The sequence below is a fragment of the Streptomyces sp. NPDC030820 genome (assembly GCF_055572075.1).
The window spans coordinates 142,143-168,910 of the sequence record NZ_JBVIEB010000010.1; the positions used below are offsets into that span (position 1 = coordinate 142,143).

The 26,768-nt window shown below is 72.3% G+C and carries 26 protein-coding genes; 17 read left to right on the plus strand and 9 right to left on the minus strand.

Annotated features, from left to right (window positions below; genetic code table 11):
- Positions 1-360 precede the first annotated feature (360 nt).
- From ACZ418_RS27070 to pgfA, 4 genes are all read left to right on the plus strand, one after another.
- Entirely contained in the window at positions 361-798 is a 438-nt protein-coding gene (locus ACZ418_RS27070; RefSeq protein WP_468367746.1) for a hypothetical protein, read from the plus strand.
- A gap of 392 nt (positions 799-1,190) precedes the next feature.
- On the plus strand, positions 1,191-2,909 hold the full coding sequence (locus ACZ418_RS27075; protein WP_468367749.1) for a lytic transglycosylase domain-containing protein: 1,719 nt from the start codon (positions 1,191-1,193) through the stop codon (positions 2,907-2,909).
- A gap of 164 nt (positions 2,910-3,073) precedes the next feature.
- Complete coding sequence (locus ACZ418_RS27080) at positions 3,074-3,208, plus strand: SPW_0924 family protein (RefSeq protein WP_468367752.1); 135 nt, start codon at positions 3,074-3,076, stop codon at positions 3,206-3,208.
- 28 nt (positions 3,209-3,236) lie between these two features.
- The gene (gene pgfA / locus ACZ418_RS27085) at positions 3,237-4,229 is read left to right on the plus strand and encodes a cell envelope lipid trafficking protein PgfA (protein WP_468367755.1); all 993 of its coding nucleotides are present in this window, start codon (positions 3,237-3,239) and stop codon (positions 4,227-4,229) included.
- On the opposite strand, the gene hrpB is transcribed toward pgfA, so the two are convergent.
- Together hrpB and ACZ418_RS27095 are read right to left on the minus strand one after the other, a co-directional pair.
- Positions 4,219-6,744 carry an ATP-dependent helicase HrpB gene (gene hrpB, locus ACZ418_RS27090; RefSeq protein WP_468367758.1) on the minus strand — a complete coding sequence of 842 codons (2,526 nt, stop codon included), beginning with the start codon at positions 6,742-6,744 and terminating at the stop codon, positions 4,219-4,221. The genes pgfA and hrpB overlap by 11 nt on opposite strands.
- Positions 6,745-6,824: 80 nt before the next feature.
- Positions 6,825-7,721: a class I SAM-dependent methyltransferase gene (locus tag ACZ418_RS27095; protein WP_468367761.1), complete on the minus strand. Its 897-nt coding sequence runs from the start codon at positions 7,719-7,721 to the stop codon at positions 6,825-6,827.
- Between the two features lie 311 nt (positions 7,722-8,032).
- Between ACZ418_RS27095 and rpsA the strand changes: the two genes are divergently transcribed.
- The 4 genes from rpsA (at position 8,033) to ACZ418_RS27115 (ending at position 11,800) form a co-directional block, all read left to right on the plus strand.
- Positions 8,033-9,526 (plus strand): 30S ribosomal protein S1, encoded by a 1,494-nt coding sequence (gene rpsA, locus ACZ418_RS27100; protein ID WP_055707059.1) that lies wholly within the window; start codon positions 8,033-8,035, stop codon positions 9,524-9,526.
- Positions 9,527-9,763: 237 nt separating this feature from the next.
- Positions 9,764-10,702, plus strand: coding sequence for a PAC2 family protein (locus ACZ418_RS27105; RefSeq protein ID WP_468367763.1), 939 nt, complete (start codon positions 9,764-9,766; stop codon positions 10,700-10,702).
- 45 nt (positions 10,703-10,747) lie between these two features.
- Positions 10,748-11,359, plus strand: a complete 612-nt coding sequence (coaE, locus tag ACZ418_RS27110) for a dephospho-CoA kinase (RefSeq protein ID WP_468367764.1) — start codon at positions 10,748-10,750, stop codon at positions 11,357-11,359.
- Positions 11,360-11,419: 60 nt separating this feature from the next.
- Entirely contained in the window at positions 11,420-11,800 is a 381-nt protein-coding gene (locus ACZ418_RS27115; RefSeq protein ID WP_468367766.1) for a tetratricopeptide repeat protein, read from the plus strand.
- Positions 11,801-11,876: 76 nt separating this feature from the next.
- Here ACZ418_RS27115 and ACZ418_RS27120 read toward each other — a convergent pair whose 3' ends face one another.
- Positions 11,877-12,173, minus strand: coding sequence for a DUF6343 family protein (locus tag ACZ418_RS27120; protein ID WP_468367768.1), 297 nt, complete (start codon positions 12,171-12,173; stop codon positions 11,877-11,879).
- Between the two features lie 86 nt (positions 12,174-12,259).
- Between ACZ418_RS27120 and ACZ418_RS27125 the strand changes: the two genes are divergently transcribed.
- The 3 genes from ACZ418_RS27125 (at position 12,260) to ACZ418_RS27135 (ending at position 14,568) form a co-directional block, all read left to right on the plus strand.
- Entirely contained in the window at positions 12,260-13,168 is a 909-nt protein-coding gene (locus ACZ418_RS27125) for an acyltransferase domain-containing protein (protein ID WP_468367771.1), read from the plus strand.
- Between the two features lie 151 nt (positions 13,169-13,319).
- Entirely contained in the window at positions 13,320-14,015 is a 696-nt protein-coding gene (locus ACZ418_RS27130) for a class I SAM-dependent methyltransferase (RefSeq protein ID WP_468367773.1), read from the plus strand.
- 103 nt (positions 14,016-14,118) lie between these two features.
- The gene (locus ACZ418_RS27135; protein WP_468367776.1) at positions 14,119-14,568 is read left to right on the plus strand and encodes a DoxX family protein; all 450 of its coding nucleotides are present in this window, start codon (positions 14,119-14,121) and stop codon (positions 14,566-14,568) included.
- 305 nt (positions 14,569-14,873) lie between these two features.
- On the opposite strand, the gene ACZ418_RS27140 is transcribed toward ACZ418_RS27135, so the two are convergent.
- Positions 14,874-15,650, minus strand: a complete 777-nt coding sequence (locus ACZ418_RS27140) for an RNA-binding S4 domain-containing protein (protein ID WP_468367779.1) — start codon at positions 15,648-15,650, stop codon at positions 14,874-14,876.
- A 215-nt stretch (positions 15,651-15,865) separates the two neighbouring features.
- On the opposite strand from ACZ418_RS27140, the gene ACZ418_RS27145 reads away from it, so the two are divergent.
- A complete protein-coding gene (locus tag ACZ418_RS27145; protein ID WP_468367782.1) occupies positions 15,866-16,561 on the plus strand; it encodes a uracil-DNA glycosylase in 696 nt (231 codons plus the stop codon).
- Between the two features lie 105 nt (positions 16,562-16,666).
- Here ACZ418_RS27145 and ACZ418_RS27150 read toward each other — a convergent pair whose 3' ends face one another.
- On the minus strand, positions 16,667-17,329 hold the full coding sequence (locus ACZ418_RS27150; protein WP_468367784.1) for a GntR family transcriptional regulator: 663 nt from the start codon (positions 17,327-17,329) through the stop codon (positions 16,667-16,669).
- A gap of 189 nt (positions 17,330-17,518) precedes the next feature.
- On the opposite strand from ACZ418_RS27150, the gene ACZ418_RS27155 reads away from it, so the two are divergent.
- Both ACZ418_RS27155 and ACZ418_RS27160 read left to right on the plus strand, forming a co-directional pair.
- Positions 17,519-18,976 (plus strand): NCS1 family nucleobase:cation symporter-1, encoded by a 1,458-nt coding sequence (locus tag ACZ418_RS27155; protein WP_468367787.1) that lies wholly within the window; start codon positions 17,519-17,521, stop codon positions 18,974-18,976.
- 5 nt (positions 18,977-18,981) lie between these two features.
- Complete coding sequence (locus tag ACZ418_RS27160) at positions 18,982-19,704, plus strand: aspartate/glutamate racemase family protein (protein WP_468367790.1); 723 nt, start codon at positions 18,982-18,984, stop codon at positions 19,702-19,704.
- A gap of 191 nt (positions 19,705-19,895) precedes the next feature.
- On the opposite strand, the gene ACZ418_RS27165 is transcribed toward ACZ418_RS27160, so the two are convergent.
- The 4 genes from ACZ418_RS27165 to ACZ418_RS27180 form a co-directional block, all read right to left on the minus strand.
- On the minus strand, positions 19,896-20,351 hold the full coding sequence (locus tag ACZ418_RS27165) for a GNAT family N-acetyltransferase (RefSeq protein ID WP_468367793.1): 456 nt from the start codon (positions 20,349-20,351) through the stop codon (positions 19,896-19,898).
- The gene (locus tag ACZ418_RS27170) at positions 20,348-20,767 is read right to left on the minus strand and encodes a RidA family protein (protein ID WP_468367796.1); all 420 of its coding nucleotides are present in this window, start codon (positions 20,765-20,767) and stop codon (positions 20,348-20,350) included. Before ACZ418_RS27170 ends, ACZ418_RS27165 begins: the two co-directional genes overlap by 4 nt.
- A gap of 103 nt (positions 20,768-20,870) precedes the next feature.
- Entirely contained in the window at positions 20,871-21,800 is a 930-nt protein-coding gene (locus ACZ418_RS27175) for a GNAT family N-acetyltransferase (RefSeq protein WP_468367799.1), read from the minus strand.
- Positions 21,801-21,865: 65 nt separating this feature from the next.
- Positions 21,866-22,588, minus strand: a complete 723-nt coding sequence (locus ACZ418_RS27180) for a hypothetical protein (protein ID WP_468367802.1) — start codon at positions 22,586-22,588, stop codon at positions 21,866-21,868.
- A 155-nt stretch (positions 22,589-22,743) separates the two neighbouring features.
- Here ACZ418_RS27180 and ACZ418_RS27185 point away from each other — a divergent pair, with 155 nt between their 5' ends.
- The 3 genes from ACZ418_RS27185 (at position 22,744) to ACZ418_RS27195 (ending at position 26,620) form a co-directional block, all read left to right on the plus strand.
- Positions 22,744-23,517 carry a nucleotidyltransferase domain-containing protein gene (locus ACZ418_RS27185; protein ID WP_468367805.1) on the plus strand — a complete coding sequence of 258 codons (774 nt, stop codon included), beginning with the start codon at positions 22,744-22,746 and terminating at the stop codon, positions 23,515-23,517.
- 150 nt (positions 23,518-23,667) lie between these two features.
- Positions 23,668-25,521, plus strand: a complete 1,854-nt coding sequence (locus tag ACZ418_RS27190) for an FUSC family protein (protein WP_468367807.1) — start codon at positions 23,668-23,670, stop codon at positions 25,519-25,521.
- Positions 25,522-25,633: 112 nt separating this feature from the next.
- Positions 25,634-26,620: an SMP-30/gluconolactonase/LRE family protein gene (locus tag ACZ418_RS27195; protein WP_468367810.1), complete on the plus strand. Its 987-nt coding sequence runs from the start codon at positions 25,634-25,636 to the stop codon at positions 26,618-26,620.
- Positions 26,621-26,768 lie beyond the last annotated feature (148 nt).

The window sequence follows — 26,768 nt, forward strand, 5'->3', positions numbered from 1 at the left end:
TCCCGCCCTGGAGTGGGGGGGGGTGTTGGGGGGGGGGGGGGTGAGGGGGGGGGGGTGGAGATACGTGGGGGTTGGGTTTGGGGGGGGGGGGGGGGGGGGGGTTTTTTCCCCCCCCCCCCCCCCTCCGCCCCCCCAGCGGCGCTGCGAGACGGCCCCGGCCCGCACCACGCCCCGGTCCGACCCGCACCCCTGCCCAACCCGGCGGTGCCGAACCCACCGCAACCCGCGCCCCTGCCGCCCCCACCAGCACAGGAGCCCGCCACCCACACAGAGCACGTCGGCCCAACCTACGGAGGTCCCCGTCACTCACGTGGCCCCTGTCAAAACGCCCCCCACCTCCACAGCCGCAAAACTGCGGGCATGGGTATACGCATGCTTCACCGCCGGACGCCCGAGGCAGACACCCGGGCCTGGGCGGACGCCGCCTCGGCGCAGGCCATGCCCGCCTCGCCGGTCCCGGCCCTCGCGGCCGACGCAAGCACCGCCCGCATCCCCGTCGAGCTGAGCGCTACCGTCCGCAGGGCCGCCACGAACCTCCGGTACGGACTCATCGGTCTGACCGTCCCCGTGGACCGCGCCCCCGACTGGCGCCAGTGGGCCGACCTGGCCCGTGGCTATTTCGCCCTCGCGCTCACCGCGATCCCGAGACCGCGCCCCCGGCGCACCCTCACCGTCTTCGTCGCGTCCCTCACCGACCGACCGGCCGCCCCCGGCCCGCACCGGTCATCCCATCGGGATCACCTGGATCACCGAGACCCCCAGGACCGTCCGGAACCGGGCCCCGACACCAGCCCCTGACCGCCACGGCGTACAGGACCAGCCCGACGCCCATCGAAGCCACAGGGCGGGCAACAGATCCCACGGCTTCTCCGGCGTGCCCATGAGCCCACCGGCGCGCCCCCAGCAGACGAAGGGCCGCTGCATGGCTGAGCTTCACCGTTACCCCCTTACGGGGCGTACGCGACAACAGGAGTTGGCCAACCGGTGAAAACGGGCGGGAACGGGTCCCCACGTCAAGCAAGTTGTCGTAGGGTCACCTGCGGCGCGCCCGGCCGGGCATGCAGTCGAACACACGTCGCACAGATGGAAGGACGCCACAGGGGCAACCGGAACACGGGGTCAACCGTCACACCAGTGCGAGGCAGACAGACGGAGACGGACTCACGCAGTCCATGGGAGGGGTTCACTCGATGGCGGCGCATTTCGGAAGGCGGCTGCGCAAGGGGGCGGCGACCACCGCCGTGGCCGCGGCGGCGGTCGCGGCTCTGTCCGCGTCCCAGGCTCCGGGAATGCCCGGCGAGGACCACGGCAGACAGGCGACGGCCGGCTCCTCCGCCCCCGTACCCGACGCGACCTCCGACGGCAACGCCACCGGCAACTCGCCGTACTACACGGACCTGCCGCCGCTCAACAGCCCCAACCCCAGCCCCTCGCCGAGCGCCACCGGCACCCCCGTCGCCCAGGGTGATGCCGAGGCCGGCATCCCGGCGACGGTCCTCGACGCCTACAAGAAGGCCGAGGCCGAACTGCGGTCCGCCAAGCCCGGCTGCAACCTGCCCTGGCAGCTGCTCGCCGCGATCGGCAAGGTCGAGTCGGGCCAGGCCCGCGGCGGCCGGGTCGACGCCGACGGCACCACGATCGGCCGGATCCTGGGCCCGGCGCTCGACGGCAACGGCTTCGCGCTCATCAAGGACACCGACCACGGTGTCTACGACGGCAACACCGAGTACGACCAGGCCGTCGGCCCCATGCAGTTCATCCCGTCGACCTGGGCCTGGGCCGGCCGCGACGGCAACGGCGACGGCAAGAAGGACCCCAACAACGTCTACGACGCCGCCCTCGCCGCCGGCCACTACCTGTGCCGCAACGGCTGGGACCTGTCGCGCGAGGAGAACCTGCACAGCGCGATCCTCGGCTACAACAACTCGCAGGACTACCTGAACACCGTCCTGTCGTGGCTGGAGTACTACCGCAAGGGCACCCACTCCGTGCCCGACGGGACCGGCAGCGTGCCCACCCACCGCAGTGACGACGGCACCCCGCGCGCCAAGTCCCCGAAGCACTCGAAGGCGCCGAAGACCAAGCCCGACCCGAAGCCCAGCACGCCCGGCCGCGGGAACGGGAGCCCCAGCCCGACCCCGCCGAAGCCGCCCGTCCCGCCGAAGCCCCCGCAGACCCCCACCGACACCGTGGACCATCTGCAGGACGCGGGCACCGCCAAGCTCACCGCGATGGCCGGACACGCCTTCACCGACCAGATCGGCACCCGCGCCGAGACCAAGGCCGGCAAGGCCGTCGCCAGGGTCAGGATCCGGTTCACCATCACCGGGGACACCGACGCCACCTTCGCCGGCGGCGAGACCGTGGCCACGGTCGCCACCGACGCCAAGGGCGTCGCCCTCGCACCGGCCCTCCAGGCGGGCGAGAAGACCGGCGACTTCAAGGTCATGGCCACCGTCGTGGGCCGCACGGTCACGGGCCTCGGCTACTCGGCCACCGTCACCGAGCGCGCCGCAGACACCCTGGCCCGCACCAGCGACACCCCGCTGACCTGCACCCCGGGCGGCGAGTTCGCCGACCAGGTCCAGGTGAAGGCGACGTACAAGGGCGCCGTCGCGGACAAGGTCGCGGCCACCGCCACCCTGATCAAGTCCGACACCGACGCCACCGAGAACGACAAGGGCCCGTACTTCAAGGACGCCGACGGCAAGCCCGTACGCACCCTCGCCGGCCTCCAGACGGACGACAAGGGCCTGCTGACCCTGCCGAAGCTGTACGCGGACGACACCACCGGCACCTTCCTGCTCCGCATCACCACCGCCGGTGGAGCGACGCTCACCGTCGAACTGAAGGTCGCCGCCGCCGACTCCGCGCCGAGCCCGTCCCCGAGCCCGTCCGCCTCTTCCTGAGTACGACCGGCATCACGCGAGGGCGCCCTCTCCACACCGGCGGGGAGGGCGCCCTCGTTCGTGCGTGCACCGCTGTTCTCATCTCACCCGCCCGTTGCTACGGTGCCGAACCTGACGAACCATCAGGAATTCATGGGGACACGACCGTCCGCCGGGAGGCCCGTATGCGCGCCCTGCTAGCCGCCGCGACCGGTCTGGCCCTCGCGCTCGTCCTGGTCCTGGCGATGACCGCCATGGGTACGCCAACGGGCCGGACATCCCCCAAGCCGCTGCTGACGACGGTGCCTTCGCACCCGTAGCCGCGCCCGTCCGGGAGGGAGGCCTTCCATGCGCCGCAAGGCAAGCCTGGTCCTGCTCGCCTGCGCCGTCTTCTGCGCGGCGCTGTCCCCGCTCATGCGCTGGTACGCCTTCCCGCGCCTGGCCAGGATCCCCGCGAACCAGTACCAGGACATGGTCCTGGAGGCCAAGGGCGCCACCCTCCTGGACTACGGCACCATGCGCGCGAGGAAGGTCTCCAAGGTCACCATCGTGCAGACCCTCAAGGGCGACGTGGCGGCCGCGAAGAGGATCGAGAAGACGGCGGGCCGGCCGGTCGTGGTCTGGGACGGCCTCTCCTACGTCCAGGGCCCCGACGGCAAGATGGTCTCCAAGGTTCCCGAGCGGTACATCTTCGACGCCCACAGCCAGGACCCCGTGCACGCCACCGGGGAGATGGTCGACGGCGACCCCGTCACCCGCCGGGGCATCGAGTTCAAGTGGCCCTTCCTGACACAGAAACGCGACTACGAGTACTTCGACGCCCAGACCCGCACCACCAGCCCCATCCACTACAAGGGCACCCGGACCTTCCGCGGCCTGAAGGTCTACTACTTCGAGCAGACCATCCCCTGGACCAAGGTCCCGATGCCGAAGACCATGCCCGTCCAGGGCATCACACCGGAATCGGTCGCCAGGACCGGAACCACCCGCTGGTACAGCACGGTCCGCAGGTTCTGGGTCGAACCCGTCACCGGCGCACCCGTCTACGGCGAGGAACTCCACAAGGAGGAACTGCGCGGCGGCACCCTGCTCGGCGGCCGGGACAGGGTCACGGCGTTCGCCGGGGACGTGAAGATGCGCGAGGACTACATCGAGCACACGGTCGCCCTGGTCGAGCACAACCGCACCCTGGTGCTGACGCTCACCTCGTACGTCCCCTGGGGCTCCCTGGCCGCGGGAGTCCTCCTCCTGGCCCTGTCCCTCTGCCTGGAGGCCCGGGCCCGCCGCCCTCGGGACCCGGCACCCACCCAGCCGGCCGAACCCGAACCGGTCAGCGCCTGAGCCGCGCGTTGGTGTGCCGGGTGGGCTCGGCGGTCGCCGGGTCCTCGGGCCACGGATGCTTCGGATACCGTCCGCGCAGCTCGGCCCGTACGCCCCGGTAGCCGTCCCTCCAGAAGGAGGCGAGGTCGGCCGTGACGGCGGCGGGCCGCCCGGCGGGGGAGAGCAGATGCACGAGCAGCGGCACCCCAGCGACGGCCGGCGTCTCGCGCAGCCCGAACATCTCCTGCAGCTTCACGGCGAGCACGGGCCGCTCCGGATCCCGATAGTCGATCCGAATCCTGGACCCACTCGGCACGGTGATCCGCTCGGGTGCCAGCTCGTCCAGCCGTGCCGCTTCCCCGCTCGCCCACGGCAGCAACCGCGTCAGCGCCTGCCCGGCGTCGATCCGGCCGAGATCGGCCCGCCGCCGGGCCCGGCTCAGCTCCGGCTCCAGCCAGTCGTCCACGCGCGTGTGCAGCGCGTCGTCGGACACCTCCGGCCAGGGCTCCCCGAGCTGCGCCCGCAGGAACGCCAGCCGCTGCCGAAGCGACTCGGCGTCGGGCGTCCACCGCAGTACCCCGAGCCCTTCCTGCCGCAGCCCTTCGAGCAGGGCGGCGCGTACGAGCGCCGGGTCGGCGTCGGGCAGCGGCCGTACGGCCAGCTCGATGGCGCCGAGCCGTTCGACTCGCCGGGCTACGACGTCGCCGTCGCTCCAGTGCACCTCGTCGCTCTCGGCGAGCAGCGCCCCGGCGGCGGCGAGCGCCACGTCCTGGTGAAGGGCGGCCCCGAGCAGCACGCGTGCGTGCCCCTTCCCGGAAGGCCGATCGGCGACGGCAACGACGATCCACGGAGCACCCCGCAGCGCGGACCCCTCCACCAACTCGGCGCGAGTCCCGGAAGCCATGAGATACGACCCACCGTCGAGCTTGGCAACCCGCTCGGGAAACGCGAGAGCGGCGACGACCCCGGCGAGCCGCTCATCACCGGCGCCCGGCCCGACCTCCAGGGCGCCTTCTGACCGACAGGGACGCGCGGGTGGGTGGGAAAACTCCTCCGAGACGGCCCGCAGCCGCCGTACCTCCGCGGCCCACCGCGCAGCGTAGGCGTCACTCCCACGTCGAGCACGACGCAACGCACCGGCGAGATCATCCCCGTAATCCCGCGGCACTTCTTCAGAGAGCAGCGCGACAACCTCCGCACCCTCACCAGCGGTGTCCGACAACGCCCGCCCCAGCCGAGGGTGCACCCCCAGCCGAGCCAGCCGCACACCGACCTCCGTGGCCCTGCCGGCGGAGTCCACCGCCCTCACGGCTGCCAACGCGGAGCGCGCGGCCGCCATCGCCCCGCCCGGCGGAGGATCGAGCAACGCAAGACCGGTGGCGTCCGGATCGCCCCAGCAAGCCGCCTGCAAGGCGAACGCGGTCAGGTCGGCCACCTTGATCTCCGGCGCCGGAAACGCCGGCAGACGCCCGTCCTCGGCCTCGGACCAGCACCGGTACACCGCCCCCGGCGCCTCCCGTCCGGCCCGCCCCGCCCGCTGCCGCCCGGCCGCCCGCGACGCCCGTACCGTCGTCAGCCCGCTCAGCCCACGCGCGTGGTCCACCCGCGGCTCCCGCGCCAGCCCCGAGTCCACCACCACCCGCACCCCGGGCACCGTCAGCGAGGACTCCGCCACCGAGGTCGCCAGCACCACCCGGCGCCGCCCCGCGGGCGACAGCACCGCGTCCTGCACGGCGGTCGGCGCCCGCCCGTGCACCTGGAGCACGTCGACGTCCCCCACATCGCCCAGTTGCCCGGCTACGCGCGCGATCTCCCCCACACCGGGCAGGAAGCACAGCACATCCCCGTCCCGCTCGGCCAGCGCCCGCCGCACCACCGACGCCACATGCGCCAGCAGCGCCGGATCGACCCGCATCCCGTGCGGCGGCCGTACCGGACGCACCGGAGGCGCCCACACGACCTCCACCGGATGCGCGGTGCCCGCCGCCACGACCACGGGCGCCCCGCCCAGCAGCCGCGCCCAGCCCTCGGCGTCGGTCGTCGCCGACGCGGCCAACAGCCGCAGCTCAGGTCGCAGGGTCTGCCGTACGTCCCACAGGAACGCGGCCACCGTGTCGGCGTCCAGATGCCGCTCGTGGCACTCGTCCAGCACGACGACGTCGACGCCGGCCAGCTCCTGATCGCGCTGCAGTCGCTGCAGCAGCACACCGGTCGTCACGACCTCCACGCGCGTGTGCCGCCCCGCGACGCGCTCGCCGCGCACCGTGAAGCCGACGCTCTCGCCCGGCCTCTCGCCCAGCAGCCACGCCATCCGCCGGGCCGCCGCCCGTGCCGCGATCCGGCGCGGTTCGGCCACCACGACCCGCCGCGCGGGCCCGCCCCCGACCAGCCCCGCCAGCACGAGCGGCACCAGAGTCGTCTTGCCGGTGCCGGGCGGCGCGACGAGCACGGCGGTGCCGCCGTCCGCCAGGGCCTCGGTCAGGGCGGGCAGAGCCGAGCGCACGGGCAGCGCGTCCAGGGCGTCGTAACGGATCACGCCCCCCAGTGTCGTACGCCGCCCAGAACACCCTTCACGCGCGCGTGCGTCAGCCACACGCGGCTCTTCCCGCGGAGCGCCTAGTCCCGCTCGCACACGAAGATCGCCGTCCCCGGGATCAGATGGCCCCGCAGCGGGGACCAGCCGCCCCACTCCGCGGTGTTCCAGGTCGGCCACTCCGGCTCCACCAGGTCCACCAGGCGGAAACCGGAGGCCACGACGTCCCGGACCCGGTCGCCGAGCGTCCTGTGGTGCTCGACGTAGACCGCGCGGCCCTGCTCGTCCTGCTCCACGTAGGGCGTGCGGTCGAAGTAGGAGGACGACACGGACAGACCCTCGGGGCCCGGCTCGTCCGGGAACGCCCAGCGGATCGGATGCGTCACCGAGAAGACGAACCGGCCGCCCGGCCGCAGCACCCGGTGCACCTCGCGCAGCACCAGCCGCGGGTCGGCGACGAAGGGCAGCGCCCCGTACGCGGAGCAGGCCAGATCGAAGGAGCCGTCCGCGAAGGGCAGCGCGCCGGCGTCGGCACAGACCAGCGGAAACGATCCGCCGATGCGCAGCGCGTGCTGCAGCTGGCGGTGCGAGAGGTCCAGGGCCACCGGGCGGGCCCCCTGCGCGGCCAGCCAGCGCGCGCACTGCGCCGCGCCCGCGCCGATCTCCAGGACCTCCTTGCCCTTCAGCTCCTCCGGCGGGCCGAGCAGCTCGGCCTCCACCTCGTCCAGGCCCTCCGGACCCCACACGAAGCGGTCGTCGCCGAGGAACGTGCCGTGCTCGACCTGGTACTCGTCCGCGTTGCGGTCCCACCAGCCCCGGTTGGCCCGTGCGCTCTCCGTGACACCGGCGTCACGGCGTGTCGCCTCCGGCTCGAACGCCTCGGATCCCTCGGGCTCGTGCGCTTCCGACTCTTGGATGATCGGCTCCCTCGTCGTACTCTTCCGTCCAACCCGCCAGGGTCCGACACGAGGCGGTCCCACAGGCCTGCCTGGCCTCAAGGGACGATTCTTCTGCCGGTTATGCGGCGATCCGCCCCGGGTGTGCGCCTTCGCGCATTGACCCTGCCCGGCTGCCCCCGTATGCTACAAGTTGCGCTGCGGGCCTGCGCACCTCAGACGTAGCAGGCTGCGCTCGCATCTGTTGTATGTCCCCTCGGTTCTCGAGGCGCCACCGGGCACCCGGTGTCCATTTGGTGGCGCTTCCTTGGCTGTCCGGCTTCTGCAGAGCGAAACGGGCTCCCGGCGTAAGCAGTACCTACGACTTCAATGTCCGTACCGGAGCCCTTTCCCACATGACGAGCAGCACCGAGACCACCGCCACCACCCCGCAGGTAGCGGTCAACGACATCGGTAACGAGGAAGCCTTCCTCGCAGCGATCGACGAGACGATCAAGTACTTCAACGACGGCGACATCGTCGACGGCGTCATCGTGAAGGTCGACCGGGACGAGGTCCTGCTCGACATCGGTTACAAGACCGAAGGTGTCATCCCGAGCCGCGAGCTCTCGATCAAGCACGACGTCGACCCGAACGAGGTCGTGGCAGTCGGCGACGAGATCGAGGCCCTGGTCCTCCAGAAGGAGGACAAGGAAGGCCGCCTGATCCTCTCGAAGAAGCGCGCCCAGTACGAGCGTGCCTGGGGCACCATCGAGAAGATCAAGGAAGAGGACGGCATCGTCACCGGTACCGTCATCGAGGTCGTCAAGGGTGGTCTCATCCTCGACATCGGCCTCCGCGGCTTCCTCCCGGCCTCCCTGGTCGAGATGCGCCGCGTCCGCGACCTCCAGCCGTACGTCGGCAAGGAGCTCGAGGCGAAGATCATCGAGCTGGACAAGAACCGCAACAACGTGGTCCTGTCCCGCCGTGCCTGGCTCGAGCAGACCCAGTCCGAGGTCCGCCAGACGTTCCTCACGACCCTCCAGAAGGGTCAGGTCCGCTCCGGTGTGGTCTCCTCGATCGTCAACTTCGGTGCCTTCGTGGACCTGGGTGGCGTCGACGGTCTGGTCCACGTCTCCGAGCTGTCCTGGAAGCACATCGACCACCCGTCCGAGGTCGTCGAGGTCGGCCAGGAGGTCACCGTCGAGGTTCTCGACGTCGACATGGACCGCGAGCGCGTCTCCCTGTCGCTGAAGGCGACCCAGGAAGACCCGTGGCAGCAGTTCGCCCGCACCCACCAGATCGGCCAGGTCGTGCCCGGTAAGGTCACGAAGCTGGTTCCGTTCGGTGCGTTCGTCCGCGTGGACGAGGGCATCGAGGGTCTGGTCCACATCTCCGAGCTGGCCGAGCGCCACGTGGAGATCCCGGAGCAGGTCGTCCAGGTCAACGACGAGATCTTCGTCAAGGTCATCGACATCGACCTCGAGCGTCGCCGCATCAGCCTCTCGCTGAAGCAGGCCAACGAGTCCTTCGGTGCCCACCCGGAGGAGGTCGAGTTCGACCCGACCCTGTACGGCATGGCCGCGTCCTACGACGACCAGGGCAACTACATCTACCCCGAGGGCTTCGACCCGGAGACCAACGACTGGCTGCCGGGCTACGAGAAGCAGCGCGAGGAGTGGGAGCGCCAGTACGCCGAGGCGCAGGCCCGCTTCGAGCAGCACCAGCAGCAGGTCATCAAGTCCCGCGAGGCGGACGCCGCCGCTGCCGCCGAGGGTGGTGGCGAGGCCGCCGCTCCGGCCGCGACCGGCGGTTCGTACTCCTCCGAGGGCGCCGACACCTCCGGTGCACTGGCCTCGGACGAGGCGCTGGCCGCGCTGCGCGAGAAGCTCGCCGGTGGCCAGAGCTGAACGCTAGCCGCTGGGCTTAGCCGATAGCCGGCTCTGAGGGGCCGTACCTTTCGAGGTGCGGCCCCTCAGGCGTTCTTGGGTGGCCGCCGTTGTTCTGCGGGTGGCCTGTCCGTTGTTCCTCGCGTGCGGGTTCGGCATGGCTTGCCGTCCGTGTGATCGCTGATCAGCGGCGTGTCGCGGGAATGACCGCGTTCCAGGGGGCGTTGACCCTGAGGAACACGAGGAGGAGCGGTCACAGTGCTTGATCCGCAGGGTTTGTACGCATGGGAGCCGAAGGGCCTCGCCGTTGTCGACATGGCGCTCGCCCAGGAGTCGGCCGGCCTTGTCATGCTCTACCACTTCGACGGATACATCGACGCGGGCGAGACCGGAGACCAGATCGTCGACCGGCTGCTCGACTCACTGCCCCACCAGCTCGTCGCCCGTTTCGACCACGACCGGCTCGTGGACTACCGGGCCCGCCGGCCCCTGCTGACCTTCAAGCGGGACCGCTGGACCGACTACGAGGTCCCGGCCATCGAGGTCCGCCTCGTCCAGGACACCACGGGTGCCCCCTTCCTGCTGCTCTCCGGGCCCGAGCCGGACGTGGAGTGGGAGCGGTTCGCGGCGGCCGTACGGCAGATCGTGGAGCGGCTCGGCGTCCGCCTCTCCGTGAACTTCCACGGCATCCCCATGGGCGTCCCGCACACCCGCCCGGTGGATCTCACCCCGCACGGCAACCGCACCGACCTCGTCCCGGGCCACCGCAGCCCCTTCGAGGAGGCGCAGGTGCCCGGCAGCGCCGAGTCGCTGGTGGAGTACCGCCTGATGCAGGCCGGGCACGACGTCCTGGGCGTCGCCGCGCACGTCCCGCACTACATCGCCCGCTCGCCGTACCCGGACGCCGCCCTGACCGTCCTGGAGGCCATCACGGCCGCCACCGGACTGGTCCTCCCGGGCGTCGCGCACTCGCTGCGCACGGATGCGTACCGCACCCAGACGGAGATCGACCGGCAGATCCAGGAGGGCGACGAGGAACTCACCGCGCTCGTCCAGGGCCTGGAGCACCAGTACGACGCCGCCGCGGGCGCCGAGACCCGGGGCAACATGCTCGCCGAGCCGGTGGACATCCCGTCCGCCGACGAGATCGGGCGCGAGTTCGAGCGGTTCCTGGCGGAGCGGGAGGGCGAGAACTGACCTCCGCCGGGCCCGCTGTCAGTGGCAGGGCCTAAGCTTCCGGTCATGCTGAAGGTGGGCCTGACCGGTGGGATCGGCGCCGGCAAGAGCGAGGTGTCACGGCTGCTCGTGGAGCACGGAGCCGTGCTGATCGACGCGGACCGCATCGCGCGCGAGGTCGTGGCGCCGGGCACCCCCGGCCTCGCCGCCGTGGTCGAGGCCTTCGGCGAGGACGTGCTCACCGCGGACGGCAGCCTGGACCGGCCCAGACTGGGCTCGATCGTCTTCGCAGACCCCGCGAAGCTCGCCGTCCTCAACTCGATCGTGCACCCCCTGGTGGGGGCCCGCTCCCGCGAACTGGAGGAGGCCGCGGCCGCCGACGCCGTGGTGGTCCACGACGTCCCCCTCCTCACCGAGAACGGCCTGGCGCCGCTGTACGACCTCGTGATCGTCGTGGACGCGAGCACCGAGACCCAGCTCGACCGGTTGGTCCGGCTGCGCGGGATGACCGAGGAGGACGCACGCGCGCGTATGGCCGCGCAGGCGACCCGCGAGCAGCGCAGACAGATCGCGGACATCGTGATCGACAACGACGTCCCGCTGGACGCGCTGCACAAGCGTGTTGCCGAGGTGTGGGAGGACCTCGTACGGCGGGCACGCGAAGGTACCGCGGAGTAGCGCAGGAATAGCGGCCGTTCCGCGGGCGTTGAAACGGTGCAGTGAGGGAAGGACTCTGCCGTGCCCGAGACCAGCGGTTCCACCGGACGTACGCCGGAGACGCATGTCATCGACTTCCGTGCAGCCGAGCATCTGCTCAACTCACGGGACCCGCGAGGTGCGGTGAAGCTGCTCGACCCAGTCATCGCCGCGCACCCGGAGAACACCGCGGCCCGGCTGCTGCGCGCGCGTGCGTTCTTCGCCGCGGCACAACTGCGGCCCGCTGAGCTGGAGTTCACGATCGTGCTGGAGCGCGAGCCGGACAACGCGTTCGCGCACTTCGCCCTGGCCCGCACCTACGAACGCCAGGGCCGCCCCGACCAGGCCAAACGCCATTTCCGTCTCGCGGCCGCGCTGGACCCGAACCCGCAGTACCTGAAGGCGGCACACTTCGACGACTGACCGCTGGCGACTGACCGTTCGGCGACTGACCCTTCGACGGCCGAGGGAGCGAGCCGACCGTGCCGTGCCGGGTCGGTCACGGGTGCCGGTGCCTCGGTGGGCCCGGGAACGGCGGTCCGCTGTCCGGCGGCCGGTACGGCGGCACATCACGGCCCGGCTGATAGTGGGGGCCCTGCCGGATGTGCCTGACGATCATGGCCATGTCGACGGTGACCACCAGCCACAGCACCCCGCAGGCCACCGCCCAGCCGGGGCGCCCGACGAGCGCGAACGCCACCGTGCCGAAGGTCGCCCAGACCAGCCCCCACACGGACAGCCAGAACCGCGCCCGCAGGGCACTGCGCGCGGTCGCCGGTTCACTGCCCGTACGCATCGGAACACCACTCCTGCTTGCAACGTACTCTCCGGTGACGACGTACACCAACGGCGCTCGACCGTCGCTCGTCGAAGGGGGATCCCTTGCTGCCGGACGCCGACGACCTGCCCGAACTGCTCCTCGACCTGGCCGTGCCGCACGAGGACATCAACCATGTGGTGGCCGGGCGGCGCCGGGTGACCGGTGACCCGGGAGTGCTGAGACTCCTGGAGGAATGCGTCGAGGAGCTGTTCCGCGACCCGGAGGAGACCGGCCGCACACCCGAGCTCGCCGCACTCCTCGACGCGGTGCCGGCCGAGCTGACCGGCGTCTTCTCGGTGTACGTCTTCGTCGCCGCGGCCCCGCACACCCTCGCCCGCCACCGGGAACGCGGCATCCCGCCCGAGGTCTCCCGGCGCACGCTGGCCGATCTGGGCCGTCAGATGGCCGTGCACCGCAGACGGCACGGTACGACCGGCGTGCATGCGCGGCGCTGGCTCGTCCGCCACTTCCGCGGCGAGCTGTACCAGTTGGGCCGGCTCCAGTTCGAGCGGGCGCGGCTCGGGCAGCGCTCGGCACCGGTGCTCGCGGCGGCCGGACTGGCTGCCGTCCCCGGCACACCCTGCCTGAACCTGCACATCCCCGACTTCCACGGCCCGCTGACCCCGTCCGCCTGCGACCGCTCGCTCGCGTGGGCCCGCGAATTCTTCGCCGTGCACTTCCCCGAGGAGCGGCCGGTGGCCGCACTGTGCCACTCCTGGCTGCTCGACCCGCAGTTGAAGCGGTACCTGCCGGCCGACTCCAACATCGTCCGCTTCCAGGACCGGTTCCGCACCGTCCGCGTGGACACCGAGCCGGCCGACACCGAACCCGTCCAGTTCGTCTTCGGTGACCCCGGCCTGCCGGCCGCGGTGCTGCCCGCCCGCACGTCCGTGGAGCGGGCCGTGGGGGACCATCTGAGGGCAGGCGGCCACTGGTACATCGGGCGCGGCTGGTTTCCGTTTCCGGCCTGACAGCGTGGACACGCCGGACAGCGTGGGCCACGCCGGACAGGGCGAATGGCGCCGGACCACGCGGAGCCGGGCCGAACAGGGCGGAGTAACTCGAACGGGTGAACTGCGGGCGGACGGGAACGGCCGTGCGAGGGCGGCCCGTTGTTCGGGCATGACGGTCGAAATGCGTGAGGGATACGAGGGCACGGGACCCGGTGCGATCACCCCGGACGGCTGCGCGGTCGAGCTGTACGAGCGGCTGCCGGTGGGCGACGAGCCGGACATCATCGCCGCGGCCGTACCGGCCGGGGCGCACATCCTGGAGCTGGGCAGCGGAGTGGGCCGGATGACCCACCCCCTGCTCCAGCGCGGCTTCACGGTCACGGCGGTGGACGAGTCCGCCGACATGCTGAGCCGGATCCGCGGGGCGCGCACGATATGCGGCCCCATCGAGCAACTGGACCTGGGCGGCGAGACGTTCGACGTGGTGATGCTCGCGTCGTTCCTCGTGCACGCCGGTGACGAGGAGGTGCGCCGAGGCCTGCTGCGCACCTGCGCCCGGTATGTGGCGAAGGACGGCTACGTGCTCATCCAGCGGGAGGGCGAGGACTACCACACGAACGTGCCCAGGGAGCGGGCCGACCCGAGCGGCTTCACCGTACGGGTCGTCTCCTCGGAGCCGGTAGGCAACGGAGCGAACTCGGTCCACGTCGAGTACGACTTCCCGGACGCGCACTGGACCCAGACGTTCCTGGCCCGGCCGCTGACCAAGGAGCAGTTCGATTCGGCACTGGAGGAAGCGGGACTGGAGGTGGACACGTATCTGACACCGGACCGCACATGGGTGCGGGCGGTGCCGAAGGCATAGCGGGCACTCGGTCGCACCGGGCGGCCTGAGAGCGATGAGTTCCCGGACCCTGTCCGGTCTACCTCGGTGAAAGCAATCGGCACCGCTTCCCCAGGAGACCCTCATGTCCGAGACCACCGCTCCCGTCGCCGGCACCCCTTCCGCCACCTCCACCGGCTCCCTCAGCGGCCGGAGGCGTGCGGCCCGGGTCGCACTGCGGACCGTGCAGGTGCTGCTCGCGCTGTTCTACGGCATCGCGAGCGCGCTGCCCAAGCTCATCGCGCACCCCTCGGCCGTCCAGTCCTTCGACAAGATCGGCTGGGGCAGCGGGGCCATGTACACCATCGGCGCGCTCGAACTCGCCGGAGCCGTTGCGCTGTTGATCCCCGTACTGCAGTCCGTGGCGGCGATCGCGCTCAGCGCGCTGATGGTGGGTGCGTTCATCGTCCAGCTCACGGTCTTCGACGGCGAGAACGCGGCGACCCCGCTGATCCTGATGGTCCCGCTCGCCCTGATCGCCTGGGCCCGGCGCGGGCACAACCGGGAGCTGCTGGGGTTGCTGCGGCGGCGGTGACCCGGGCGCGCGGCACCGACGCCGCCGACCGGGCCACCGGGGGCCGGCCGACGGCGCCGTGGCGCCGATGGGGTACCGCCTTCGGATCACCGTCCACGGCGACGCCCGTCGGCCCCGCGGGATCCGGATCCATGCCGGTCGGGTGAGGGTTCTGCTCGGCGGCGCGGACCGGTTCCTGTGGGGTGCCGAGTTCGGGTCACCGTTGCGGGGGAGCGCTCGTGGGTCCTGTGGATTCGGTCCATGTCGGTCGGGTGAGGGTTCTGCTCGGCGGCGCGGACCGGTTCCTGTGGGGTGCCGCTTTCGGGTCACCGTGCCCGGCGATGCCCACCGGTCCCGCCGGATCCGGATCCACCACGCCTGCCGGACCCACTGGACCTGCCCGACCCACCGGATCCAGCACGCCCACCGGACCCGCCGCGGCCGCCCGACCCGGACCCACCTCGGCCTCCGGACCCACCCGGGCCGCCGAGTCCGGCGAAGCCGCCGGGGGCTGCGGCGGCGCCGAAGGCGCCGGAGCCGCCCGGAAGGCCCGGGTCCGCTAGGCCGCGGAGGCGCTCCATCTCGCGGCGGTCGCGCTTGGTGGGGCGGCCGGTGCCGCGGTCGCGAAGGCCCGCGGGGGCGATGGCCTCGCGGGGCGGAGGCGGAGGGGAGTTGTCGATGTAGCACTGGGCGGCCACGGGAGCGCCGACCCGCTTGCGGATCAGGCGCTTGACGATCACGATCCGTTCCCGGCCCTCGTGCCGCAGGCGCACCTCGTCGCCGACGCGTACGGAGTAGGCGGGCTTCACCCGCTCGCCGTTCACATGGACGTGGCCACCCCGGCAGGCGGTGGCGCCCAGGGAACGCGTCTTGATCAGACGCACGGCCCAGATCCAGCTGTCGATCCGGACCGTCTCGCCCTTGCCCGGCCCCGCGGCCTCGGCGGCGGCCACCGCGGCGGCGATCTTCGGATCGACCGGCTGCTCGGTGGAGGCACCGGACCCGCGGGTGTCCTGTGAGTCCTGGGCGTCCTCGGCGGGGCGGGGCCCGTCCGGTCCGCCGGTCCCACGGTTCACGTTCTCGTCCGCATCCTCGGAAGCCATGCCCCGACCCTAACTCCCCGGGCCGCCCGAGCCGGAGGCGATTTTCGCTGCCTCGCTGGTGCCGTAGCCCCCGCGCGCTCACCGGCGAGACGGACGCCCTCCGTACGTCCGTCACGTCGTCGAGCCCGACCGACCCTCCTGCAGCCGGCCGCGCTGTTCCCGTCCCGGCCCTGGGCGCCGCGTGCATGAGAGCCGGTGGGGCATACGGTGGCCGTATGGACGACAGCAGCGCCCTCGCCCGGCTCGACCGGCGGGTCGCGGACTGCAGGGCCTGTCCTCGGTTGGTCGAATGGCGCGAGGAGGTGGCCCGGACGAAACGGGCCGCGTTCGCCGACTGGACGTACTGGGGGCGGCCGGTGCCCGGCTTCGGCCCGCCCGACGCACGGCTGGCGATCATCGGGCTGGCCCCCGCCGCGCACGGCGGCAACCGCACCGGCCGGATGTTCACCGGCGACCGCTCCGGAGACGTGCTCTACCAGGCGCTGTACGACGAGGGGCTCGCCTCGCAGCCCACGTCCGTCAGCGCCGACGACGGGCTGGAGCTGTACGGCGTCCGTGTCACCGCGCCCGTGCACTGCGCCCCGCCCGCCAACAAGCCGACTCCCGGCGAGCGGGACACCTGCCGCCCCTGGCTGGTCCAGGAGCTGAGGCTGCTGCGCCCGACACTGAGGGCCGCGGTCGTGCTCGGTGCCTTCGGCTGGCAGGCCGCGCTCCCCGCGTTCAGCGAGGCGGGCTGGACCGTGCCCAGGCCCCGCCCGGCCTTCGCCCACGGCACCCGGGTCGCGCTCGACGACCTGGACCTCTTCGGCTGCTTCCATGTCAGCCAGCGCAACACCTTCACCGGCCGGCTCACCGCGGAGATGCTCCGCGAGGTACTGCGCTCGGCGGCGGAGACGGCCGGCCTGCGGTAACGACCTTCGGTAACGACCTTCGGCAGCCGCCCTCGGGAGCCGACAGCCGCCCGTCACAAGCGCACGGCAGCGCACGGCGGCCCCTGTGCCGCCCGCAGTGGTTCTTCAGTCAGCGTCGGTGGGATCGGTTCCGAACAGGTGCCGTACCGTCGAGCGGTAGTTGGCGCGGACGTGGTCGAGTGCGTGGGCGCGGGCGCGGTCGGGGTCCCCGGAGGCGATCGCCTCGTACAACTCGCGGTGTTCGGTGAGGAGTTGGGGCCACTCCTCGTTCCGCCGGGTGAGCCAGCGCAGACGGCCGTCGACCGGCTCCATGACCGAGATCAGCAGGCTGTTGCCGGCCAGGGCACGGATGCGGTCGTGGAAGCGCGTGTTGATGTCCGTGATCGCCTCGGCGTCGCGCTCCTTCGTCGCCCGCGCCGCCTGGTCGAGCAGGTCCCGCAGCTCCGCCAGGGCCTCGGGGGTCACCCGGGACGCCGCCAGCCCCGCCGCGTACACCTCCAACGCCTCGCGCAGCTCGAAGAGTTCTCTGACGTCGGTCGGATTCAGCCGGCGTACCACCGTGCGGCGGGCCGACTCGAAGAGGACGAAGCCCTCGGCGACCAGCGCACGGATCGCCTCCCGCACCGGCACCCGGGAGACCCCGAACCGCTCGGCGAGCTCCCGTTCGACGAGCCGGTCACCGGGGCCGAGGCGCCCGGCGATGATGTCCTCCCGCAGGCTCGCCAGGACGCGCTCGCGCACCGCGCCCAGGGGTTCGATCTTCGTCATGGCCCCATCTTCGCCGACGCGAGGGGACTTTTACGGGGCTGTAACGGCAACGACATCGGTCCGAACGCTTGACGACGGCACCATGGCGGCAGTTTGGTATACCAAACGCGCCGACCGTCGATCCCCCTGTCGATGGTCCGTCCGAGTTCCTGCGGTATGGCCCCTTCGTCCCCCTGTCCAGGAGGCCCCGTGTCCCTCGCCGACCGCGCCGAAGCCACCGGCGCACCCGCGTTCGTCCCCGACCCCCGCCTCGTCAACGAGGACCTCGCCCCCGCCGAGCGGCGGAACTGGAAGGTCTTCGACCTCTTCGCCATGTGGATGTCCGACGTCCACAACCTCGGCAACTACACCTTCGCCGCCGGCCTGCTGGTCCTCGGCATGAACGTCTGGCAGGTCTTCACCTCCCTGCTCGTCGGTTTCGTGCTCATCTACGGCGGCATGAACTGGATGGGCAGGATCGGCCAGCGCCACGGCGTGCCCTTCCCGGTGGTCAGCCGGATCAGCTTCGGCGTCTGGGGCGCCAACATCCCCGCGCTGATCAGGGCCGTGATCGCCATCATGTGGTACGGCATCCAGACCTATCTGGCCTCCGTCGCCGTCAACGTGATGCTGCTGGCGGCCTGGCCGGGCCTAGGCTCCCTGACCCACCACTCCTTCCTCGGCCTGGACGCGCTCGGCTGGATCTCCTTCGTCTCGCTCTGGGTGATCCAGGCGCTGATCATCAGCCAGGGCATGGAGGCCGTGCGGAAGTTCCAGGACTTCTGCGGTCCGGCGATCTGGCTGGTGATGATCGCGCTCGCCCTCTGGGTCCTGGCCAGGGCGCACTGGAGCATCTCGCTCACCTCCACCCCGCACCCCGTGTCCACCGGAGAGCAGTGGCGGCAGTGGTTCGGCGCGATCGGCCTCATCCTCGCCACCTACGGCACGCTGATGCTCAACTTCTGCGACTTCTCCCGCTTCGCGCCCGACTACAGGACCGTCCGGCGCGGCAACTTCTGGGGCCTGCCCATCAACTCCACGGCCTTCGTCGTGGTGTCGGTGATCGTCACGGCCGGCTCGCTGAAGGCGTTCGGACAGGCCATCACCGACCCGGCGGAACTGGTCGCCAAGGTCGGCAACACCTGGGTGCTCGTGATCGCCGCGTTCACGTTCGCGGTCGCCACCATGGGCGTCAACATCGTCGCCAACTTCGTCTCACCGGCGTACGACCTCGCCAACGTCTGGCCGCAGAAGATCACCTTCAAGGTAGGCGGCATGATCAGCACGGTGGCCGCGCTGCTCGTCACTCCCTGGAACCTCTTCTCCAACCCGACCGTCGTCAACTACTTCCTCGGCGGCCTCGGCGCCTTCCTGGGCCCGCTGTTCGGTGTGATCATGGTCGACTACTACTGGGTGAAGCGCGGCAAGGTCGACGTCGACGCGCTGTTCGACGCCCGGCCGGGCACCACGTACCACTACCGCAAGGGCGTCAACCCGACGGCGCTGTGGGCGTTCCTGCCCTCCGCCGCGGTGGCCGCCGTGGTGGCGCTGGTGAAGAGCTTCAGCGATGTGGCGCCGTACTCCTGGTTCATCGGCACGGCACTCGCCGCCGGCCTGTACGCCCTGCTGACCCGCCGGGAGCGCGCGACGACGGCGCAGGAGGCCTGACCGGCGTGCGGATCATCGTCACCAACTGCAACACCACGCAGGAGATGACCGAGGAGATCGTCCGCGGCGCCCGGGCCGCCGCGGGCCCGGCCACCACGGTGAGCGGTCTGACCCCCGCCTGGGGCCCGGCATCCGCCGAAGGCTGGCTGGACAGCTATCTCTCCGCCGCCGCCGTCCTCGACACCCTGCGGACGTACGCCGGACCCGCGTACGACGCCGTCGTCCTGGCCGGCTTCGGCGAGCACGGCCGGGAAGGCGTACGGGAGTTGGTGGACGTCCCGGTGGTGGACATCACCGAGGCCGCCGCCCACCTCGCCTGCCTCCTCGGCCGCCGCTACGGCGTCGTCACCACCCTCGACCGCTCCTGCGGCCAGATCGAGGACAGCCTGGAGACGGCCGGCGTGGCCCGGAACTGCGCCGCCGTCGTCGGCACCGGCCTCGGCGTCCTCGATCTCGCCGGCGATCCGGGCCGCACCGAGGCCGCGTTCCTGACGGCGGCCGAGCGGGCCCGGGACGCGGGCGCCGAGGTCCTGGTCCTGGGCTGCGCCGGGATGACCGGACTGCAGCAGGCGGTGGGGGAGAAGCTCGGCGTCCCCGTGGTCGACGGCGTGGCGGCGGCGGTCAAGCTCGCCGAGTCCCTGGTCGCCCTGGGCCTGACCACCAGCCGCGCGGGCAGCTACGACAGGCCGCTGCCCAAGGGGAGGAGGTGGGGGCGGCAGGTGCGATGATCCGGAATCGGGGCGGGACCCGGATCTCGGACCCGGACCCCGGACCCCGGAGCCGCAGCGCGGCGACCCTGGAGCTGGACCTGAACCTGGAGCCGGAGCGGGGATCCCGGAGCCGGAGCCGGAGCGCGGAACCGGAACCGGAGCCGGAGCCGCAGCCCGGAGAGTCCCGGCCCCCGGCCCGCGATCCTGGATCAGGGCCGCCAGACGTACCGCACGTCCGGCTCCCGTTCCTCATTCCCGCTGCCGTCGGTGAACTCGACCGCATCGAAACCATGGCGCTCGTAGAAGCGGTGAGCGGGCTTGTTGACCTGGAAGGTCCACAGATTCAGCCCGCCCGGGCTGCGCTCCTTGGCCAGCGCCACGAACCGGTCACCGATCCCACGGCCCCGCCACTCCGGGTCCAGGTACAGCTGCGACAGCAACTCCCCGTTCAGCACCATCAGTCCGACGATCCCGCCGTCGGCCGCCTCCGCCACCCAGGTCTCCCGCAACGGCACCACGACATCCCGGATGTACTCCCGCACCTCGTCGTCGGTGTGCGGCCGCACGACGGTGGGCAGGGCGGTGTCGAAGGACCGCAGATACACATCCGCGGCGGCACGGGCGTCCGCCGCCACGGCCCGGCGCAGCACGACCTCGTCCGTCACCGATCCTCCTCCTCGCGCTCCGGCACCACGGCCGTGGCCGTGATCTCCACCAACTGCCCGGTGTAGCCGAGGCAGGCGACCCCGAGCAGTGTGGACGAGTGCGGACCCACGCTCAGCCCGGAGGCCTCCACCACCTCCCACACCGCGGACAGTACCGAGGTCTCGCCGCTCACCACGTACACGTCCGTCGCGACGACGTGCGCCAAGTCGCTGCCGACGGCGGCCAGTTGCTCCCGGAGATTGGCGATCACCTGCTCGGCCTGCCGCACCGGATCCCCCGGGCCGACGATCTCCCCCTTCTCGTCGAGCGGCACGGATCCGGCGAGGAAGGCCAGCTTCGTCCCGGCCTCGACGACGGAGGCGTGGGCATAGCGGGGCGGCGGGAAGAGGGCCGGAACGGTTACGCGCTGGATCACGAGAGCTGCTCTCCTGGGACGGCAGTGGACTGGACTTCTCGACGCTTCCCGATGATCGGTCCCCTCGGTCCTGCCCGCACCCGAATTATCGGGGCGCCTCCGCTTATCGGGGCGCCTCCGCCGACGGGACACCGACGGCGGAGGCGTCGGCGTACGGGCTCTCCACCCGCCAACCGTCCTCGCGGGCCACGCGTTCGAAAACCCCGATCTTGTAGGCCAGCCCCTCCGGCTCCCCGATGTCGCACGACCAGCCCGCCCTGGCCCACTCCTCCGCCCCGCGTACCAACGGACGCCCACGGACGGCGAGATGCAGAGCCAGCGTGGAGCGTGCGTACACACCCATCAGCTCACGTCTGCCGGTGACGCGCCGGTAGCCGGCGGTCTCCCGGAGAAGCAGTCGCTGCCCGTCGTCACCGGCGGCCAGCAGTGGTTCGCCCTCGACGAACAGAATCAGCTCGCCGCCCTCTTCCCTGACTTCGTACGTGGGCAGGAACGAAAGCCTGGCAAATCCCAGGGCGTGCTTCCAAGAGGTCACCCACAGCCCGCGGTTGAGGTAGTAGCGGACGGCCTCCTGCCAGGTCCAGTACGCGTCCAGACGGAATCCGTGCAGCCCTGCGGCGCGGCAGGCTTCGTACACCGTGTTCAGCACCGCCCCGGCGAGACCGCTGCGCCGTGCTGCCGGATGGACGTGGAGCGAGGAGACGCGGAGCGCGTCCGCGCCCGTCGGCCAGGTGTGGACGGCGACGGTGCCGACGACTCTCCGCCCGGACGTGCCCGACGAGCAGATCCAGTACCTCCTCGAGAAATCGTCGTGGTGCCGGTACTCCCGCCCGGCCGAGCCCAGTTCGCGTCGCAACCGCTTCTCGCCCGACACCGTGAGCGAGTCCGGGTCACAGGCCGTGCCGAGGGCGCCCTCGGTGAGCGAGGCCAGGTCCCAGAGGTCGAACCGCCGTCCCTCGCCGAAGGCGACGGGGCGCAGGAGAGGGGAGGCCGTCAGACGTTCGTGTACCCGGAGGGCTTGATCATCCTTCATGTGCCGGGAGCGTAGGGACAGCCGCGCAGGCCGTCCCCTCGCTGCGGGATCTCCGTCATGACCTGTCATGCGCCCGGAGGACCCGACTGTCGTTCACCCGCTTGCCGTTCGCACTCCTGTGCAAGGTCCGGGTACGCCTCGGCGATGGCGGCGCAGACCCGGCGGCGCAGCAGTTCCTCGGCCGCGGCACGTCCCGTGCTCCCGCGCAGACCGTCCAGGAGCTCGTCGTACCGGGTCAGTCGATGGCGCAGGTAGTCGACCTTCCAGCGGTCGAGTGCGTGCGGATCGGCCGGATGCGCCGTCACGGGATCGGGCGCCTGCCTCCGCCGCTCGTACACCCGCTCCCCGTCCCGCCGGTTGCGGTGTTCCACCGCCAGCTCCGCGAGCCGGCGCGCTGCCAGACGCGGCACGTCGATGGGCTCCGCGGCGATCCGCGCCAGCACCTCCCGACTCCGCCGCAGCGCGACCGCCCGCGCCGCGGCGGAGCGGCGGGCCGCGACCGCCGAAACGGCCCGGAACTCCTCGCTGTGCTCGGCCGTCTCGACCCGATCGAGGCGGTACAGCCGTGTCCGCGGTGCCGAGTCGAAGTGCGGGTTGCTGCGCAGCAGATCAGGCTCGCCGAGCAGTCGGCGGACCATGCCCGGTGTCCATCCCCGAGCGCGCAGCCCCGCCATCGACACATGCGTGCGCGTCTGCGGCTCGTCCGCCCGGTCCTCCCGCTGCCCCGGGGCGTCCCCCTCCTGCTCGTGCCCGCTCGCGTCCCTGTCCCTGCCGTCTTGGATCGTCACGACTGCCTCCCCCGCCGTCACACTGCGTTACGATTCCTTGATAACGCGTGCCACTGACAACGGGCTGTGACCAGGTAGGCCGAGCGGAAAGCCGCGCGGGAACTCCGGTGGAATTTCGGGAGCGGACTCCGTGACGGCTGCGGCAGGCTGAGGCCATGCCCACGTCCCAGGTTCCCGATCCCGTCTTCCTCGCCCGTACCGCAGACCGCCTCGCCGCCCTCCCCACCGTCCGGGCGGTCGCCCTCGGCGGTTCCCGCGCCCAGGGCACCCACCGCCCGGACAGCGACTGGGACCTGGCCGTCTACTACCGGGGCTGCTTCGACCCGGACGACCTTCGCGCCCTCGGCTGGGCGGGCGAGGTGTCCGAGGTCGGCGGGTGGGGCGGCGGGGTCTTCAACGGCGGGGCCTGGCTGACGGTCGACGGGCGCCGGGTCGATGTGCACTACCGGGACCTGGACGTGGTCGAGCACGAGCTGGCGGAGGCGGAGGCGGGACGGTTCCGGGTGGAGCCGCTGCTCTTCCATCTCGCCGGCATCCCCACCTATCTGGTCGTGGCCGAGCTGGCCGTCAACCAGGTGCTGCGAGGCACCCTGCCCCGCCCGGCGGGCTACCCGGCCAGGCTGCGCGTCACCGCCGCCGAGCGCTGGCACGGCACCGCCCGCGCCACCCTCGCCTACGCGAAGGCCAACCACACCCCCCACGGCCGCCTCACGGAGACCGCCGGCGCCATCGCGGCGGCCGCCGCCCAGGCCGCGCACGGAGTGCTCGCGGCCCGCGGCGAGTGGGTGACGAACGAGAAACGGCTGCTGGAGCGGGCCGGGCTGCGGGGGATCGACGCGGTGGTGGGTGCGCTGCGGGCCGAACCCGAGTCCCTCGTCGCCGCTGTGACCGAGGCCGAGGAGATCGTCGCCGGCGCATTGCGTTCATAAAGAATCCGGCCCACCCGGCCACCTTTCATGCGCCGGAAACGTGAGTGTCCCGTTCGCACCGAGAACGCCCCCTACCGTGGAAGCACAGCCCACCCGGCCACCGTCGTCCGAAGGCAACGCAACTCCCCGCCCCCGTACGACAGGAGCCCCGTGTCCCGCCCCGCCGCACCCCTCTGGCTCGCCCATGCCCTGCGCGCCCAGCGTGGTCCCGTTCCCTGGAGCGCGGTGACCCGGGGTGCGCTCGCCGCCGGTCCGCTGCTGCTCGCCGGCGTCGGTACGGGACACACCGCCCCCGGCGTCGTCGCCGCCATCGCCGCGATGCTCGCCGGCATCAACGACCGGCCGGGCAGCCGACGCGCCTCCGTCAAGCGGCTCGGGGTGCCCGCGCTCGCGGGGGCGCTCGGGCTTCTCGCGGGGACCTATGCGGGGCAGGGGCTGGCCGCCGTACCGTTGACCCTGGCGCTCACCCTGCTCGGGCTGGTCGCGGGTGGCATCAGCGCGGTCGGGCCTGTCGCCTCCGCCGCGGGAACCCAACTGCTCGTCGGCGCCGCGATCGGCGCCGGGATGCCGGCGGCCGAGAGCGGCTGGCAGCGGGCCCTCGCCTTTCTCGCCGGGGCCGGCTGGCTGCTTCTGCTCCGGCTCGCCCTGCCCACGCCCGGTTCGCTCGCCGGGGACTTCCGGTTCGACGGGGAGCGGGAGGCCGTGGCCGATGTGTACGACGCCGTCGCGGATCTCCTCGACGCCGTGGGCGGTGAACACGCCACCGCCCGGCGGGCCGCGCTCACCTCCGCCCTCGACCACGCCCAGGACGCCCTCACCGGGCCCCGGCTGCGCCGGTACGCCAGTTCCGCCGCCGAGCGCCGGCTGCATGCGCAGTACCTGGCCGCCCTCCCGCTCGCCGAGGCCGCCACCGCGCTGTTCTGGGCGGGGGAGCCCGTCTCCCCGCGGACGGCGGAAGGGCCACGGCGGCTCGCCGACGCCGTCCGCGGCGACACCGGCACCGGCCCGCTGCCCGCCCCCCACCGGTCGGCCCCCGCCCTGCGCGCCCTCGACGACGCCCTGCTGCGCGCGGCCGAAGCCTTCGACCGGGCCGAGGACGCACCACACCGGCCACTCGCCCGGCGCCGGGACGTGCGGCACGCCGTACGCGCCGCGCTCGGCACCGGCGGACGCGAGTACGGGCTGCGGGTCGCTCTCTGCTTCGGGGCCAGCGCCGCCATCGCCCAGGCGCTGCACCACACCCGCTGGTACGGCCAGCACCAGCACTGGTACTGGCTGCCCGCCACCGCCGTCTTCCTCGTCAAGCCCGACCTCGGCCCGCTCGCCTCCCGCGTGCTGTGCCGGGCCGCCGGGACCGTGCTGGGCGCCCTGGTGTTCGCCGGGCTCGCCACGCTGCTGCCCCGCCCGGCCGGGCTGATCGCGCTGGTCGCGGTCTGCGGGGCGCTCGTGCCGGTCGCCACCCGGCACTTCGCCGCGCTGACCGCCGTCGTCACCGTCCTCGTCCTCGCCCTGGTCATGGCCGGTGGCGAGCCGCAGGCGTCCCTCAGCCGGATCGGCGAGACCCTGCTGGCCTGCGCGCTCGTGCTGGTCGTCGGGCATCTGCCGATGCCGGGGCAGCGCGGCGGCGGGGTACGGGGGCGGCTCGCCACGGCCGGGAGTGCCGCGCACGCGTATCTGGTGCACGTCCTCGCCGGGTCCGACGACCGCGCCGAGCGGTGGGCGCTGCGCCGGGAGGCCTACCGCACCCTTGCCGAGGCCCGTACCGCCATCGCGCTCGCCGCCGCCGAACTCCCCCCGCTCGCCCGGCACTCGGAGGGCGCGGACGAGATCGCCGCCACCCTCGAACGGCTCGTGGACACGATCACGGCCTGCGCCGTCCACCTGGACGACTCCGGCCGCCTCGCGACCCGGCATCTGGACCAACTCGCCGAACTGCTGGGCGAGTTCGAGGTGCATCGGGAGCGGACGGCGCTGCGGCTGCCCGAGCTGCCTCTTGCCGGGTGAGCCTGCCGTGACGTCCTGGCGTCACGTCAATTCCCTTCGGGATCAGTTCAACCCGCCGGGGCCTGCCCGCGTCCAAGAGAGAGGCCCATGTTCCCCGTCCAAGGAGAGGTTCATGCCCCGACTCAGTCGTCTCAGACTCGCGACCGGCGCCGCCACGGCCGTCGTCGCCGCCGTCGTGTTAGCGGCGTCGCCCGCGGCCGCCGGCACACCGACCCTGTCCCAGCCGCACATCGTCGCCCACTTCGACCTCGCGGCAGGACAGTCACCGGAGAACATCACGGTCGAGCCCGACGGCTCCGCCGACCTGACCTTCGCCTCCGCCCGGCAGGTCGCCCACGTCACCCCGGACGGGCACACGACGATCCGCGCGACCCTGCCCGACGAGCCGAACGCCAACACTCCCAACCTGAAGGCCGCGACCGTCTTCGGCATCGCCCGCGCCCACGACGGCACGCTCTACGTCGACTACGCCACCGGCACCGACAAGACCGGCATCTGGCGCATCGCCCCCGACGGCGGCGCGCCCCAGCAGATCGCACAACTGCCCGCGACCGCACTGCCCAACGGCCTCGCCCTCGACGAACGCCACGGAGTGCTCTACGCCGCCGACTCGGTGCAGGGCGTCGTGTGGCGGGTTCCGCAGTCCGGGGGCGCGCCGGTCGTGTGGGCCAAGGACACCGCCCTCACCCCGGTCCCCGTCACCGGCGCGGGCTTCGGCGCCAACGGCGTCAAGATCCACGGCGGCGCCGTGTGGGTGTCCAACAGCGACCGGGGGACGCTGTCGCGCATTCCCGTGCGGGCGAACGGCTCCTCGGGGTCGGTCGAGACCCGGGCCACCGGGCTCGACCACGTCGACGACTTCACGTTCGCCACGCCGTCCGGCGACACCGTCCTCGCGGCCCTGATCGGCGACAACGAGGTCGCCGAGGTGCACCCCGACGGCACCCACACCGCAGTCCTCACGCAGGCCGACGGGCTGTCCAACCCGACCTCCCTGGCCGTGCACGACGGCACCGTCTATGTCGACAGCGCCGCGTACTTCACCCAGAAGGACCCGAACCTGCTGCTGGCCGACCTGGGCTGCGAACTCGGGCACTGACGGTCCGGGGGGGGGGGGGGGGGGGGGGGGGGGGGGGGGGGGGTGGCGGAGGGGGGGGGGGGGGGGGGGGGGGGGGGGGGGGCCGGCCTGGCGGGGGACGGGGGGGAGGGGGGAGGGGAGGGGTGTCTTACAACAAGCGGGCAGCTGG